The 14,300-nt window shown below is 66.3% G+C and carries 13 protein-coding genes; 5 read left to right on the top strand and 8 right to left on the bottom strand.

The window, feature by feature from the left end:
• Positions 1-133: 133 nt before the first annotated feature.
• Genes TVB01_RS03835 through TVB01_RS03815 form a run of 5 tightly spaced genes read right to left on the bottom strand, consistent with a single transcriptional unit; the run spans position 134 to position 5,209 of the window.
• Positions 134-994 carry an ABC transporter ATP-binding protein gene (locus tag TVB01_RS03835; protein ID WP_422454245.1) on the bottom strand — a complete coding sequence of 287 codons (861 nt, stop codon included), beginning with the start codon at positions 992-994 and terminating at the stop codon, positions 134-136.
• Entirely contained in the window at positions 991-1,881 is an 891-nt protein-coding gene (locus TVB01_RS03830) for an ABC transporter permease (RefSeq protein WP_422454243.1), read from the bottom strand. Before TVB01_RS03830 ends, TVB01_RS03835 begins: the two co-directional genes overlap by 4 nt.
• Positions 1,878-2,894, bottom strand: coding sequence for a TIGR03842 family LLM class F420-dependent oxidoreductase (locus tag TVB01_RS03825; RefSeq protein WP_422454241.1), 1,017 nt, complete (start codon positions 2,892-2,894; stop codon positions 1,878-1,880). The genes TVB01_RS03830 and TVB01_RS03825 overlap by 4 nt, the downstream gene beginning before the upstream one ends.
• A gap of 8 nt (positions 2,895-2,902) precedes the next feature.
• Positions 2,903-4,324: a dihydropyrimidinase gene (gene hydA / locus TVB01_RS03820; RefSeq protein WP_422454239.1), complete on the bottom strand. Its 1,422-nt coding sequence runs from the start codon at positions 4,322-4,324 to the stop codon at positions 2,903-2,905.
• 36 nt (positions 4,325-4,360) lie between these two features.
• On the bottom strand, positions 4,361-5,209 hold the full coding sequence (locus TVB01_RS03815; protein ID WP_227895694.1) for a nitrilase-related carbon-nitrogen hydrolase: 849 nt from the start codon (positions 5,207-5,209) through the stop codon (positions 4,361-4,363).
• A gap of 346 nt (positions 5,210-5,555) precedes the next feature.
• Between TVB01_RS03815 and TVB01_RS03810 the strand changes: the two genes are divergently transcribed.
• From TVB01_RS03810 to TVB01_RS03800, 3 genes are read left to right on the top strand one after another with little or no spacing between them, the layout of a single operon-like run.
• Entirely contained in the window at positions 5,556-6,587 is a 1,032-nt protein-coding gene (locus tag TVB01_RS03810) for a putative F420-0 ABC transporter substrate-binding protein (RefSeq protein WP_422454237.1), read from the top strand.
• A 49-nt stretch (positions 6,588-6,636) separates the two neighbouring features.
• Positions 6,637-7,638, top strand: a complete 1,002-nt coding sequence (locus TVB01_RS03805) for a putative F420-0 ABC transporter permease subunit (RefSeq protein WP_422454255.1) — start codon at positions 6,637-6,639, stop codon at positions 7,636-7,638.
• Complete coding sequence (locus tag TVB01_RS03800) at positions 7,635-8,420, top strand: ABC transporter ATP-binding protein (RefSeq protein ID WP_422454235.1); 786 nt, start codon at positions 7,635-7,637, stop codon at positions 8,418-8,420. Before TVB01_RS03805 ends, TVB01_RS03800 begins: the two co-directional genes overlap by 4 nt.
• Here TVB01_RS03800 and TVB01_RS03795 read toward each other — a convergent pair.
• Genes TVB01_RS03795 through hisS form a run of 3 tightly spaced genes read right to left on the bottom strand, consistent with a single transcriptional unit; the run spans position 8,407 to position 11,759 of the window.
• Positions 8,407-9,351 carry a coenzyme F420-0:L-glutamate ligase gene (locus TVB01_RS03795; RefSeq protein ID WP_422454233.1) on the bottom strand — a complete coding sequence of 315 codons (945 nt, stop codon included), beginning with the start codon at positions 9,349-9,351 and terminating at the stop codon, positions 8,407-8,409. The two genes, TVB01_RS03800 and TVB01_RS03795, sit on opposite strands and share 14 nt — an antisense overlap.
• The gene (locus tag TVB01_RS03790; RefSeq protein ID WP_422454231.1) at positions 9,348-10,352 is read right to left on the bottom strand and encodes a TIGR03557 family F420-dependent LLM class oxidoreductase; all 1,005 of its coding nucleotides are present in this window, start codon (positions 10,350-10,352) and stop codon (positions 9,348-9,350) included. The genes TVB01_RS03795 and TVB01_RS03790 overlap by 4 nt, the downstream gene beginning before the upstream one ends.
• Before the next feature lie 48 nt (positions 10,353-10,400).
• The gene (hisS, locus tag TVB01_RS03785) at positions 10,401-11,759 is read right to left on the bottom strand and encodes a histidine--tRNA ligase (RefSeq protein ID WP_422454230.1); all 1,359 of its coding nucleotides are present in this window, start codon (positions 11,757-11,759) and stop codon (positions 10,401-10,403) included.
• Positions 11,760-11,963: 204 nt separating this feature from the next.
• On the opposite strand from hisS, the gene TVB01_RS03780 reads away from it, so the two are divergent.
• Together TVB01_RS03780 and TVB01_RS03775 are read left to right on the top strand one after the other, a co-directional pair.
• Positions 11,964-12,734 carry a peptidylprolyl isomerase gene (locus TVB01_RS03780; RefSeq protein WP_422454228.1) on the top strand — a complete coding sequence of 257 codons (771 nt, stop codon included), beginning with the start codon at positions 11,964-11,966 and terminating at the stop codon, positions 12,732-12,734.
• Positions 12,735-12,786: 52 nt separating this feature from the next.
• Positions 12,787-14,211: a DUF349 domain-containing protein gene (locus tag TVB01_RS03775; RefSeq protein ID WP_422454226.1), complete on the top strand. Its 1,425-nt coding sequence runs from the start codon at positions 12,787-12,789 to the stop codon at positions 14,209-14,211.
• Positions 14,212-14,300 lie beyond the last annotated feature (89 nt).

Here is a 14,300-nt window from a genome sequence, read left to right as displayed (position 1 = left end):
GCCCCCAGCAGCAGCGGCGCTCCGATGTGGCGGCCGAGTCCGGACACGCGGCCGGGATCGATGCCGGCCGCTCCACGAGTTTCCGGCGGCGCACCCGCTGCCGGTGCGGCCGGCGGGTCCTGGACGATCCCGCTCATCGGGTTTCCGCTCCCCGGACCGCGGCCGGTTCGGCCCCGTGCAGCGCCTCACGCACTGTCCGGATAGCTTCGTAAAACGAGGCCTCTTCCCGCAGCCCTGCACCGCGGGCGCCGGCTGAGCCCAGCGTGATGTCCACGATGTCCCGGATTTCACCCGGCCGTGGTGACATCACCACCACCCGGTCGGAGAGGAACACGGCCTCCGGAATTGAATGGGTGACAAAGACGACGGCGCAGCCCGTCTCCGCGCAGATGCGGACCAGCTCGTTCTGCATCTTTTCGCGAGTCATCTCATCCAGGGCTCCGAACGGCTCATCCATCAGCAGCAACTTCGGTGACTCAGCCAGCGACCGTGCGATGGCCACCCGCTGCTGCATACCGCCGGATAGCTGGTCCGGGTAGTGCCCGCCGAAGTCGGAGAGGCCCACCATCTCCAGCAGTTCATCCGAGCGCGCCCGGCGGGCTGCCGGGGCGGCGCCGTGGGTCTGCAGCGGCAGCTCAATGTTGCCGCGCACAGTCCGCCAGGGCAGCAGCCCGGCCTGCTGGAAAGCGATGCCGTAGTCCTGGTCCAGCCGGGCCTGCCGTGCACTCTTGCCGAACACGGTGAGCGTTCCGGAACTAGGTGCATCCAGGTCCGCGATCAGCCTCATCAGGGTGCTTTTGCCGCAGCCGGAGGGACCGATCAGGGAGACGAACTCACCAGCAGCCACGCTCAGGCTGACATCCCGGAGTGCCTGCACCGGGCTGCGTCCGGCACCAAAGATGCGGCTCACCGAGGCCGCGTGAACCGCGGGGACCGGCGCCGCTCCCCCGTCCGCCGTCGCCGTCCCGCCCATTGAATCCGTAGTGCTGTTCATAGTGCCTGTTCTCCTCTGCGGTAACGGCGCAGCAGTGCGCCGATCAAAGCAACGAATCCCACCGCGGCCAGGCCGAGCACCACGGCTCCGAAAATTGGCGCCCAGGGCTTGCCCGGGTCACCTCCCGCGGCTGCTGCGAATTCGACGATCATGCGGCCGATACCGCCGCGCAACCCGATTGAAACCTCCGCCACCACAGCCCCGATCACCGCGTTCGCGGCCGCGAGCCGCAGCGCGGGGAGCAGATACGGCACGCTGGCCGGCAGCCGAAGCCGCAGGAAGGTCTGCCACCAGCCAAGGGCATAGGTTCGCATGAGGTCCTCGTGCGCTTTCTCGGGGGCACTGAAGCCGCGCAGGGCACCAATCGCCACGGGGAAGAACGCCAGATACGCGGCGATGACTGCCACGGACATCCAGTTCTCCCAGGTGAACGGGCCGAACTCGAGCTGTGACCCCCACCGGCGGACCAGCGGAGCAATCGCGATCAGCGGCACCGTCTGGCTCAGGATGATCCAGGGCAGCATCGCCGAGTTGGCGGTGCGGAAGCGCTGCATCAGCATGGCCAGCCCCAGCCCCACCACAACCCCGAGCAGCCAGCCTGCCCCTGCAATGCCGAGAGTGAACCCGGCCGCCTGCAGCACCGCCACCCACATCGGTCCGGCGCCCGAGGCCGAGGATTCAGGTGCCAGCAGCCGCTGAAGCATCGTCCAGACATGCGGCATCGCCAGGTCCGTGGTCCGGGGCAGCAGCGGCATGCCGCCGACGCTAACCCCGGACGCCGGGCCAACGGCTTTGTACGCCTCCCAGAGAAGGACGGGCAGCAGTACCCCGCCCAGCCCCCACGCGATTACGGACGGGCGCCACCGCCGTCGTACTTCCGTTTTCATGCCTTCGCAGCCACGTGGTCCCGCAGGGCAGGAATCACTGTCTCCCCGTAGACGCGGAGGGTTTCCTCCTTGTTGTCGTGCTGGAGATATCCCGCGAACTGGGTGACGCCCAAGGCCTTGAGCTTCTCGAGCTTTTCCATGTGCTCTTCGGCGGTGCCCAGGATGCAGAACCGGTCCACGATCTCATCCGGCACGAAGTCGGCGTGAGTGTTACCCGCCCGTCCGTGCTCGTTGTAGTCGTAGCCCCGACGCCCGGCGATGTAGTCGGTCAGGGCCTGCGGCACGGAGGAATCCGAACCGTACTTGGTGACGATGTCCGCCACGTGATTGCCCACCATTCCGCCGAACCAGCGGCACTGGTTCCGCATGTGCTCCCAGTCGGTGCCGATGTACATGGGCGCTGCCACGCAGAAGGAAATGCTGTCCGGATCCCGGCCGGCGTCGGCTGCCGCCTGCCGCACGGTACGGATCATCCACTCCGCGATGTCCACGTCCGCCAGCTGGAGGATGAACCCGTCCCCCACCTCTCCGGTGAGCTTCAGCGCCAGCGGACCGTAGGCCGCCACCCAGATTTCAAGCTCGGAGCCCTTGCTCCAGGGGAACTGGAGGGTGGCGCCGTTGTATTCAACCGGACGGGAGTTGGCCAGCTCGCGGATGACGTGGATCGACTCGCGCAGGGTCTTCAGCGTGGTGGGTGCACCGTTGGTCACCCGCACCGCCGAGTCTCCGCGGCCGATCCCACAGACCGTCCGGTTGCCGTACATCTGGTTCAGCGTCGCGTACGTGGACGCCGTGACCGTCCAGTCCCGGGTGGCAGGGTTGGTGACCATCGGTCCCACCTTGATGGACCGCGTTTCAGCCAGGATCTGGCTGTAGATCACATAGGGCTCCTGCCAGAGCAGGTGTGAATCGAAGGTCCACACGTAGTCGAACCCGTGTTCCTCGGCTTGCTTGGCCAGGGCCACCGTCCGCTGGGCGGGAGGATTGCACTGCAGTACCGCTCCGAATTCCATGCTTCCCCCTAGACCAGGTACTGGCTGGTTGCCCGGCGGACGTATTGTCCATGGCCCTTGCTGCCCAGGTACTCGTTGTCGTTGATGACCACCCGGCCGCGGGACATCACCGTGTCCACGTGGCCTTCGATCTCGTAGCCCTCCCAGGCCGAGTAATCCATGTTCATGTGGTGGGTCTTCTCCACCCCGATGGAGGTGTGGCCGTTCGGGTCGTAAATAACGACGTCGGCGTCAGCTCCCGGGGCGATCACACCCTTGGTGCCGTACATGCCAAACATGCGTGCCGGCGTCGTGCTGGTGATCTCCACCCAGCGTTCAAGGCTGATCTTGCCGTCCACGACGCCCTGGTACATCAGGTCCATGCGGTGTTCCACCGACCCAATGCCGTTGGGAATCTTGGAGAAGTCCCCCACGCCCATGTCCTTCTGGCCCTTCATGCAGAAGGGGCAGTGGTCAGTGGCGACCATCTGGATGTCATTGGTACGCAGCGACTGCCACATGTGGTCCTGGTGGTGTTCGTGCTTGGAGCGCAGCGGCGTGGAGCAGACCCATTTGGCGCCCTCGAACCCTTCCGCTCCGAGCTGGTCCTCCAGGGACAGGTAGAGATACTGGGGGCAGGTTTCACCAAAGACGTTCTGCCCGTTGTCCCGGGCTGCCGCAAGCTGCTCCACCGCCTGTTTGGCTGACACATGGACCACGTAGAGCGGAGCTCCGGTGAGGTTGGCGAGCATGATGGCCCGGTGGGTGGCTTCCTCTTCCATCTGCCAGGCGCGTGCAACGCCGTGGTAGTACGGATCGGTTTTGCCCTGGGCCAGCAGTTCGGTGACCATGGCATCAATTGCCGGGCCGTTTTCGGCGTGCATCATGGTCATCAGCCCGGTCTCGGCACCGACGCGCATGGCTTTGTAGATCTGCGCGTCGTCACTGTAGAAGACGCCCGGGTAGGCCATAAAGAGCTTGTAGCTGGAGACCCCTTCGTCCGGGAGGGTTTCCATCGCCTTGAGCGAGTCGTCATTGACGTCGCCGATGATCTGATGGAAGCCGTAGTCGATGGCGCACTGCCCGGCGGCCTTCTCATGCCAGGCTGCCAGTCCGTCCATGACCCGTTCTCCGTAGCGCTGGATCGCGAAGTCCACAATGGTGGTGGTTCCACCCCAGGCCGCTGCCCGGGTGCCGGTCTCGAAGGTGTCGGAGGCTTCGGTGCCGCCGAAGGGCATCTGCATGTGGGTGTGGGCGTCGATGCCGCCGGGAATCACGTACTTGCCGGTGGCGTCCAGGACCGTGTCCACCGACCCGGCGAGGTCGTGGCCCAGCAGGGTGGAGCCGGGCGTGAGGACCGCGGCGATTTTCTCTCCGTCCACCAGGACATCCGCAGCGCTGCGGCCGGTGGCGGTGACGACGGTGCCACCGGAGATAAGTGTTGTTGCCATGTAACTGTTCCTTGCCTTCCTCTGTGCGGTCCAGGCCTACGGTGCGGTGATGGGGTCATAGGCGTCGGGGCGACGGTCCCGGTAGAACTGCCAGTTGTTCCTTGCAGTGCGGACCAGCTCCATATCGAGGTCGCGGATCATCAGTTCCTCCCCGTCCCGGGCGCCCACCTCACCCACGTAGTTGCCCTGCGGATCGGCAATGTAGGAGGTCCCGTAAAAGTCCACGGCTTCTTCGCCGAATTCATTGGTTTCTTCGCCCACGCGGTTCGGCACCACCACGAAGTAACCGTTGGCTGCCGCCGCAGTAGGCTGCTCGAGTTCCCACAGCCGGTTTGAAAGGCCGGGCTTCGAAGCATTGGGATTAAAGACGAGCTGGGCACCGTTGAGTCCCAGGACCCGCCACCCTTCGGGGAAATGGCGGTCGTAGCAAATAGTGACCCCGACTTTGCCGACGGCCGTGTCGAAAACGGGCCACCCGAGGTTTCCGGGCCGGAAATAGAACTTTTCCCAGAACTTCTCCACGTGGGGAATGTGGTTCTTGCGGTACTTGCCCAAATACGTTCCGTCAGAGTCGATGACGGCCGCGGTGTTGTAGTAAACGCCGGGCTGGTCCTCTTCATAGACCGGGAGGATGATGACCATGTTGTGCTCGGCGGCGAGCTTGGAGAAGCGCTCGGTCAGCGGCCCGGGAACAGCCTGCGCATATTCGTAGTACTTGCTGTCCTGGACAATTCCGAAGTACGGCCCGTGGAACAGTTCCTGGAAACAGATAACCTGCGCACCCTCAGCGGCCGCCCGGCGGACGAACTCCTCATGCTTGGCGACCATTGATTCTTCGTCGCCGGTCCATGTGGTCTGGGTCAGTGCAGTTCGAACGATTGTCAAAGCAGACTCCCTCTTCCGGCCGGCATGGTGCTGCCGCCTGTTTCGAAAAGACCAGTGAAGGTCTTTGTCCATAATTTGCCTCCAAGATTTCTCCTGCGTTTCGGAGGCATTAAAGCTGTGGAGCAACTGTGTTCTCCGTGCCCGACATCCTTGGCTAACCCGGCGAGTTCTGCAAGAGTGTAGAAATCGCCGCCGGTCCGCTTTCATTCCGGCGGCTGGCATCTGATGCCCGGCTGGTCTGGCCGGGATCTGCCGGCCTTGATTTGGGCCCCGGCCGCAATTTTCTTTCCCGCGTGCGCACCAGTTCCCGCGGGACCGCCCGCCCAGAGAAACCCAGCGAGGTCCCATGACTTCCTTGTTCCGTTCCGCCCTGCACTATCGAGCCGCCAGACACACTTTCTTCCCCGCCGCGGCAACGGCCGGCGTCCTGCTCCTCGCAGGCTGCTCCGTTCCGGCAGACACCGCCCGGGCCGCCGAAGAAAGCACCCCCGAGGCCGTCAACACCGGCGTGCACTACCCGCTGGAGCTGGATAACTGCGGAACCGCCGTCGTCCTGCAGGGTCCGCCTGAAAGGGTGGTCACGATCAAATCCACCTCCACCGAGCTGCTCCTGGCACTTGGCCTTGGGGACAGGATCGTAGGCACGGCGTTCTCCGACAGCCCGGTGCCGGAGGCCTGGGCCAGCAGCGCCCCTGCGGTACTCGCTGAGAAAGTACCGTCCCGCGAGGCGGTCCTGTCGCTGGCACCTGACCTGGTCTTTGCGGGATGGGAATCCAATTTCTCCGCCGACGGGGCGGGAGAACGCGGCCAGCTGGCGGACCTGGGCATCGCCACTTATGTTTCACCGGCCGCGTGCCAGGGCAACGGCTACCGGCCCAGCCCGCTCACGTTCGATGATGTCTTCTCCTCGATTGAGGAGGCCGGAGACATTTTCGGAGCGCCGGGAGCTGCTGCGGAGCTGGTTCGGGAACAGCGCACGGAGCTGGAGACTGTGGTTCCCTCCGGGAAGGGCTACAGTGCCCTCTGGTACAGCTCGGGATCCGACACGCCCTATGTAGGTGCCGGAAGCGGCGCACCCGCACTGCTGATGGAAGCGGCCGGCCTGGGAAACATTGCCGGCGGAATCGACGCCGGATGGAGCCCCTATTCCTGGGAGGCCGTTGCCGAAGCCGATCCAGACGTCATTGTGCTCGTTGACGCGGCGTGGGGCAGCGCCGACAAGAAGAAATCCGTCCTGGAAGCCCATCCGGTGATCTCGCAGCTCGCCGCGGTTCGCGAAGGACGCTACCTGGTGGTGCCCTTCGCGGCGTCGGAGGCCGGGGTACGCAACGTGGAGACAGTCCGCTCCCTCACCGAGCAGCTGGCATCCCTTGACTGAGACGCTCCCCCTGACCCTCACCCCAGGGCGCCCGGAGCCCACACCCCGCATGGGTCCCCGGCGCGTCTGGCCGGTGGCCGCCGGTCTTGCGGCGGCTCTGGTCGCCGCAGTCCTCTGGGCACTGACTGTGGGACCGGCAGGATTGGGCGTCCGCGAGGCGTGGCTGGCCCTGACCGCACCGGGCAGCAGCTCTCTGACACCGGTGCAGGAAGCCATTGTGCGGGACCTGAGACTGCCCCGTGTCCTCACAGCCGCTGCCGTCGGCGCCGGCCTTGCGCTGTGCGGGGCGGTCATCCAGGCACTGACCCGCAATCCCCTGGCCGACCCGTACCTGCTGGGACTGAGTTCCGGCGCCAGCCTCGGTGCCGTCACCGTGCTGCTCCTGGGTGCCGCCGTCGTGCTCCCCGCCGCGGCCTTCGCCGGAGCCATGCTGGCCATGGTGCTCACGCTGAGCCTCGCCGGAGCGCTGGGCACCATCACACCAACCAGGACCCTGCTGGCCGGATTGGCGGTGTCCTCGCTGGCGGCAGCTGCCACGTCCTTCGTGGTGTTCTGGACGGCGCAGGGGGATTCCTACCGCGAGGTCCTCGGCTGGCTGATGGGATCGCTCGCCGGGGCGGGCTGGAACACGGTCGCCATTGCGCTGCCGGTGCTGGCCGTCGTCGGTCTTCCCCTGATGCTCTGCGGCCGGATCCTCGACGCTTTCGCCTTCGGCGACACTGCCGCTGCTGCCCTGGGCATCCATGTTCCGGCGGTGCGGTGGGGGCTCTTGGGCGCCACGGCGGTGTTGACCGGAGCCATGGTGTCGGTCAGCGGATCGATCGGGTTCGTCGGACTGGTGCTGCCGCACGCCGTCCGTCTGCTGACCGGTTCCCGGCACCGGGTGCTGCTCCCCCTCAGCGCCCTCGCCGGCGCACTGTTCCTGGTACTGGCCGATACGGCGGCACGGACCGTGTTTGACCCGCGGGAGATTCCGGTGGGGATCGTGACGGCGCTGATTGGAGCTCCGGTGTTCATCGTGCTGCTGCTGCGGCGCAGGAGGGTCGGATGAAGCGCGCGGAGAGCCTCGACACGAGCCGGGTGACGCTGGCCCGCGGCGGCAGGATGCTCATTGACGGAGTGGACTGCAGCATCCGGCCCGGAACGCTGACCGGGATCCTGGGGCCCAACGGTGCCGGGAAGTCGACGCTGCTTCACCTGCTGGCCGGAATCCTGGTTCCCGATTCAGGGACGGTGCTGCTCGGCGGTGGCCCGCTGGCGGGCGTCGGCCGCCGCGCCCGCGCCCGGCGCATCGCCCTGGTCGAACAGGCCCTGCCCACCGACGTCGCCCAGCCGGTCCGGGACCTGGTGCTGCTGGGCCGCACCCCGCACCGGAGCCTGTTCGCCGCCGACGGGTCCGGAGACCATGAGGCCGCAGACCGGGCCCTGCAGGCAGCAGGAGCTGTGGCGCTGGCGGACCGGATGTATGAGACGCTCTCCGGCGGGGAACGCCAGCGGGTACAGCTGGCGCGCGCGCTGGCACAGGAACCGTCGCTGCTGCTGCTCGACGAGCCGACCAACCACCTGGACATCGGGGCGCAGCTGGACACGCTGGACCTGCTGGAGAAACTTGCCGCGGACGGCATGGGCATCGCCGCGGCACTGCATGACATCAACCATGCCTCAGCCAGCTGCTCCCACGTGATCGTGCTGCACCGCGGCCGGGTGGCGGCGGCAGGACCTACCGCTGCTGTCCTGACCCCGGACCTGGTCCGGACCGTCTACGGCGTGGACGCGGTGATGATTCCGCATCCGCAGACCGGACGTCCGTTCATCGCTTTCAGCCGGCGCTGATCCGTGCCCGGCGGCGTGCCTCGGAGGCAGCCGCGGCATAGCCCGCCGCATAGCCGTCCTCGTAGCCTGCCGCGTGGCCGTCGTCGTACCCGGCGTTGTACCCGGATTTGGTGCCGGACCGCCGACCGTCCTCGTAGGCTTCCGTGCTGCCCTGCCGGAACATGTCCTCAGCGGCAGGCCGGAGCAGCGCGCGCGCTCCGGGATCCTTGTCCATGCCGCCCACGGTGACCAGCGTGTCCAGTCCGCGGACCAGCGCCACGGGAAGGCCCGCTGCCTTGCCCTTGACCAGGTCTGCGGCCGCAGCGATCTCGTCTGCCACTGCGGACACCGTGGCGGACATCGGCCGGCCCGAGGCGTCCGGCTGCCCGCGCAGGTCCAGCAGCACGCTGATGCCGGCGGCACCGATTGCGGCATCTGTCTGGCCCTGGCGCCACGGCCGGCCCAGCGTGTCGGTAATGATGACGCCGACGTCGACGCCAAAGTCCCGTTTCAGGCCGCGGCACAGGGCGCGGGCCGAAGCATCCGGATCCAGCGGCAGCAGCAGCACCGTGCCTTCGGCGGTGTTGCTGGCGTCTACCCCGGCGGCCGCCGCCACGATGCCGAGCCGGTTCTCCACGATGCGCGTGGTGCCGTTACCGGTCTCCCGGCTGGCCACCAAGCGAACCGTTTCCTGTTCCACGGCATCCTCGCGCTGGTCCGCCGGAACCGTGCGGCCCTCAGCCTTGGACACGATCTTGGAAGTCACGGCGAGGATGTCCCCGCTGCGCAGCTCCCGGCCGCAGGCACGGCCAATCACCTCGACCAGGTCATCCCCGGCCCGCACTTCGCCGATGCCGCGCACCGGTGTGATGACCAGCCGCCGTGCCGGGGAGGAATCGCCGGCCTGTTCTGTTTTCGCAGGTGCGCTGGTAAAAGTCGGGGCAGTGTTCATCGGTGCAGCTCCGGGAGGACGTCGCGGGAAAACGTGTCGATCCATTCACGCTGGTTGCGGCCCACGTTGTGCAGGTAGACGCGGTCGAAGCCCAGGTCAAGGAACTTCTGGATGTAGGCCCGGTGGACATCCGGGTCCTCGGAAATCAGCAGCCTGCCTTCGAAGTCCTCCGGCCGGACCAGCCGGGCCATCTGTTCCAGCTCGAAGGGTGAGCGGATGTCGGCCTTCGGGAACTTCATGCCGCCGTTGGGCCACTCGGTCATGGCGTTGGCCAGGGCTTCCTCATACGTGGCGGCCCAGCTCATGTGCAGCTGAAGGACCTTGGGCATGTTCTCCGGGTCCTTGCCTGCCTCGCGGGCACCGGCGTCGAAGCGCGCGAACAGCCCCTCGATCTTCTCCAGCGGTGCTCCTACCGTGATCAAGCCGTCGGCATGTTTGCCGGCACGCTTGGCCGTGACCGGGCCGGCGGTGGCGACCAGGATCTCGGGCGCAACTTCCGGCATGGTCCAGAGCCGGGTGGATTCCATCTTGTAGAAGGTTCCGCTGTGGCGGACGTCCTTGCCGGCCAGCGAGGCAGCAAAGAGCTTGGAGATGATCTCGATCGCCTCGAACATCCGGTTGATGCGTTCGGGTGCTTCGGGCCAGTACTGGGCCGTGACGTGTTCGTTCAGCGCTTCGCCGGATCCGAGGCCCAGCCAGTGCCGCCCCGGGTACATGGCCGCCAGGGTCGCGGAGGCCTGGGCCACCATCGCCGGATGCCAGCGGAACGTCGGAGCAGTCACACCGGGCCCGATATCTCCCTTGGTACGCTCCCCCAGGGCGGACAGCACGTTCCAGACGAACGCGGATTGTCCCTGTGCCGGAACCCACGGCTGGAAGTGGTCTGCGGCCATGACACCCGAGAAACCGCGCTCCTCGGCGTACGCGGAAAGCGCTACGGCCTCGGTCGGGTGGAACTGCTCCAGCATGGCCGCATAGCCGATCCGCAAGGGGGTTTTCATGCAGCCACTATAGGCCAGCCCCGTACTCCGATCCGTGACCGGCGTGTTTCAGCTGTGCAACATTGCACTGCGTGAGGTGACCTGCGGAAGCAGGTCCTCCGCAGGAGGTGTCCATACGGCCGGATCGGCAGGGCCCTGGTCGCCGGAGCGGATGTCCTTGACCTCATGGCTTCCGTCCTCTGCTGTGAACCAGACGAACGGGATGCCGCGGCGGTCCGCGTACTTGATCTGCTTGCCGAACTTCTCTGCCTTGGCGGCAACCTCGACGGCGATGCCCCGCCCGCGCAGGGCAGCGGCGACGTCCTGGGCTGCGGACCAGGAATCGTCGTCGGCCAGCGTGACCAGTACCGCGGTGGGCACTGAACGGGAGGCTTCGGCGAAGTCCTGGCTCAGGATGCGCATCACCAGGCGGGTGACACCGATGGAGAGCCCGACGCCGGGGAACGTGCGGCTGCCTTTGGCAGCGAGGGAATCGTAGCGGCCGCCGGAGCAGATAGAGCCAAGCTGCTCGTGGCCGACCAGGACCGTCTCATAGACCGTGCCGGTGTAGTAGTCGAGGCCGCGGGCAATGGACAGGTCGGCAATGACCTTGCCCGGTGCCCGGCGCGACGCCTCGGCGATCACCTGTTCCAGTTCATCCAGGCCGGTCTCAAAAAGTTCGTTTGTTACGCCCAGCGCGCGCACCTCGTCCGCGAAGGAGACGTCCTCAGACCGGATGGAGGCCAGCTTCAGTGCCAGTTCAGCCTGCTCGGCTGTGGCCCCCAGTTCTTCCTGCAGCAGTTCCGCGACCCGTGCCGGACCCACCTTTTCCAGCTTGTCGATGCTCCGCAGCACGCCGGCGGTGTCCTCAAGGCCAATACCGCGGTAGAAACCCTCGGCCAGCTTGCGGTTGTTCACGCGGATCCGGAAGTCCGGGATGGGCAGCGCACCGAGGGCCTCGGCGATCACCAGCGCCAGCTCGACGTCGTACCGGAACGGCAGGTCGCCGTCGCCCACGACGTCGATGTCCGCCTGCGTGAACTCGCGGGCGCGGCCTTCCTGCGGGCGTTCGCCGCGCCACACCTTCTGGATCTGGTACCGGCGGAAGGGGAAGGCAAGGTGGCCGGCGTTCTCCACCACATAGCGGGCGAACGGCACGGTGAGGTCAAAGTGCAGGGCCAGCTGGTTGGGGTCCTGTTTACCGGCGGGCTCGTCCTCCTCGGCCTGCAGCCGGCTGAGCGCGTAGACTTCCTTGTCGATTTCGCCCTTGCGCAGCAGCTGGCCGACCGTTTCCACCGCACGGGTCTCGATATTCGCGAAGCCGTGGAGCTCGAAGGTCCGCCGCAGAACGTCCAGCACATGGAGTTCCACGAGGCGCTCCTGCGGTAGCCATTCGGGGAAACCGGACAGTGAGGCCTTGCGTGCCATGCGGGCAGACTCCTTGAGAGTGGATCGGCTCCGGCGGCGAACGCACTGCTGCGCTGCGTCCGGATGACTGGGAATGCACACCTGCGGCGTGCCTAAACTGTGTGCGGCACTCATTTTAGCCTCTCCCACTGCGAGGGTGCCGCAGCACATCACCAGGCGCCGCCCGGCGGCGCCCCAGCACTTGTCCCTTCGAAGGAGGCAGCGGTGAAGGCCAACAACCGCACCGACCGTGAAACCCGGCGCCGCGTGGCCCGGATGGAAGCCCGCCGCGCCCTGGCGGCGCAGCAGGCCCGGCGTCGGAAAGTGGACAACGTCTATGCCCTGACGGCCGGGGCCCTGGTCCTGGCACTGGCCATCGCACTGCAGGTTTTCTGGTTCTCCTCGAATCCGACTGCCGAGGATCTGGAGCTGCTCCAGCGAGAGGCAGAGGCTCCGGCAACATCTGCTCCCTCCGCCATCCCGGATCCGTCCCTTGCCGCAGGGCAGGTGTTCAACGGCACCCTGGAACTGAACGGCGAAGAAGTGCAGGTTGAACTCGACGGCAACGCGGCACCCCAGGCCGTAGCCGTCTTCAAGTCGCTCTCCGACTCCGGGTTCTTCAACGGCAAGGACTGCCACCGGCTCGTGACAGCCGAGACAATGGGTGTGCTGCAGTGCGGCTCCGCCGACGGCTCGGGTGCTTCCGACCCGGACTACCAGTGGGGTCCGGTGGAGAACACTCCGGCGGACGGCGTCTACCCGGCGGGAAGCATCGCCGTGGCCCGAGGCGCCACCGGCGACTCCCACGGCACGCAGTTCTTCATCGCATATAAGGACTCCGTCATCACGCAGGAAACGGGCGGATACACGATAATGGGTAAGGTAACGTCAGGGCTTGAGGTTTTGGAGACGATCGCTGCATCCGGGGTCGCCGGCGAAACCCAGGACGGCACGCCTCTGGCACCCGTAACGATAGATTCGTTTACCCTGAAGTAATGGCTCAGCGGGATTCGCTCAGCGGCCACCATCGAGTGAAAGACTTTTAGCGGTGACAGACAGTCAGAAATCCGACGAAACCACCGGAACTGTTCCGGTTGAACAGCGCCCTTCGGCACCGAGTCCTGCCGCTTTTGCGGCGCGGCGCCCGGCACCGGCAGCGCCCCGCCCGGGGGCCGGACCAGCGGCACCGGTCGTGGCCGCTCCGGCGACCCACACCACTGCCCTTGATGAAGCCGCAAAGTTCGCCCGCATCGAAGACGACGGTCATGTGTTCCTGCTCGTCGACGGCGAGGAATTCCCGGTAGGGCAGTACCCCGACGCCAGCCGCGAAGAGGCACTGGCCTACTTCGTGCGCAAGTATGACGACGCACTGAGCCAGGTCATCCTGCTGGAACAGCGGCTGGCTGCGAAAGCACCGGCCGGTGACATGCACAAGACCCTCAAGCACCTCGCCGAGCAGGTTGCCGAACGCAAGATGGTCGGCGACGTCCTGGCACTCGATGCCCGCATCGCTTCCCTGGAGAACGGCATCAAAGAAGCAGAGGCCGCTGAGCGTGCCGAAGCCGAGGCCGTCCGCACCCGCGAGCTTGCAGCCCGTGAAGCAATCGTGGCCGAGGCCGAGGAGATCGCTGCCAAGGATCCCGCGACGATCCAGTGGAAGACCAGCAGCAACCGGATGAACGAACTGTTTGAAGCGTGGAAAGCCGCGCAGAAGAACGGTCCGCGCCTGGGACGCAGCAACGAGGACTCCCTGTGGAAGCGGTTCCGTTCCGCACGCACGGTGTTCGACCGGCACCGCCGCGCGTACTTCTCCCAGCTGGACAGCGAGAATGCCGAAGCCAAGAAGGCCAAGGAAGCACTGATCGCCCGCGCCGAAGCCCTCTCCTCCTCGACGGACTGGGGCAACACCGCCGCCGAGTACCGGCAGTTGATGGATGAGTGGAAAGCCTCCAAGCGTGCCAGCCGCAAGGACGACGACGTACTGTGGGCCCGTTTCCGTGCCGCGCAGGACAAGTTCTTTGCAGCACGCCAGGCAGCCAATGAGGTCATTGATGAGGAATTCGCCGCGAACCTGGTCGTCAAGGAGGCACTGCTGAAGGAAGCGCAGGAGATCCTTCCCGTCACGGACCTCAACGCCGCCCGCAAGGCCCTGCAGTCCATCCGCGACCGCTGGGAGGAAGCGGGCAAGGTTCCCCGGGCCGACATGGGCCGGATGGAATCCGGCATCCGCAAGGTTGAGGAAGCCGTCAAGGCTGCCGAAGACGAGCACTGGCAGCGCAGCAACCCGGAGACGAAGGCACGCACCAACAGCGCCCTGAGCCAGCTGGAAGCCGCTATCGCCTCCCTGAAGGATGAGCTCGCCGCGGCTGAAAAGAACGGCAACGCCAAGAAGATCGCCGATGCCCGCGAAGCGCTGGCGGCACGTGAGCAGTGGCTTGAGACCCTGCGCCGCTCCGCCCAGGACTTTTCCTAGGCACCGCCTGTACTGACACGGCATGAAGGTCCGGTCCCCGCGTATCCACAGCCGGGGACCGGACCTTTCGCATTAATGGACGTCCGGTA

Source organism: Arthrobacter sp. 7Tela_A1 (assembly GCF_049311065.1).
Classification (GTDB): domain Bacteria; phylum Actinomycetota; class Actinomycetes; order Actinomycetales; family Micrococcaceae; genus Arthrobacter_B.
Note: the sequence above shows the minus strand (reverse complement) of the source record. Positions and strands in the feature narration are given on the sequence as shown.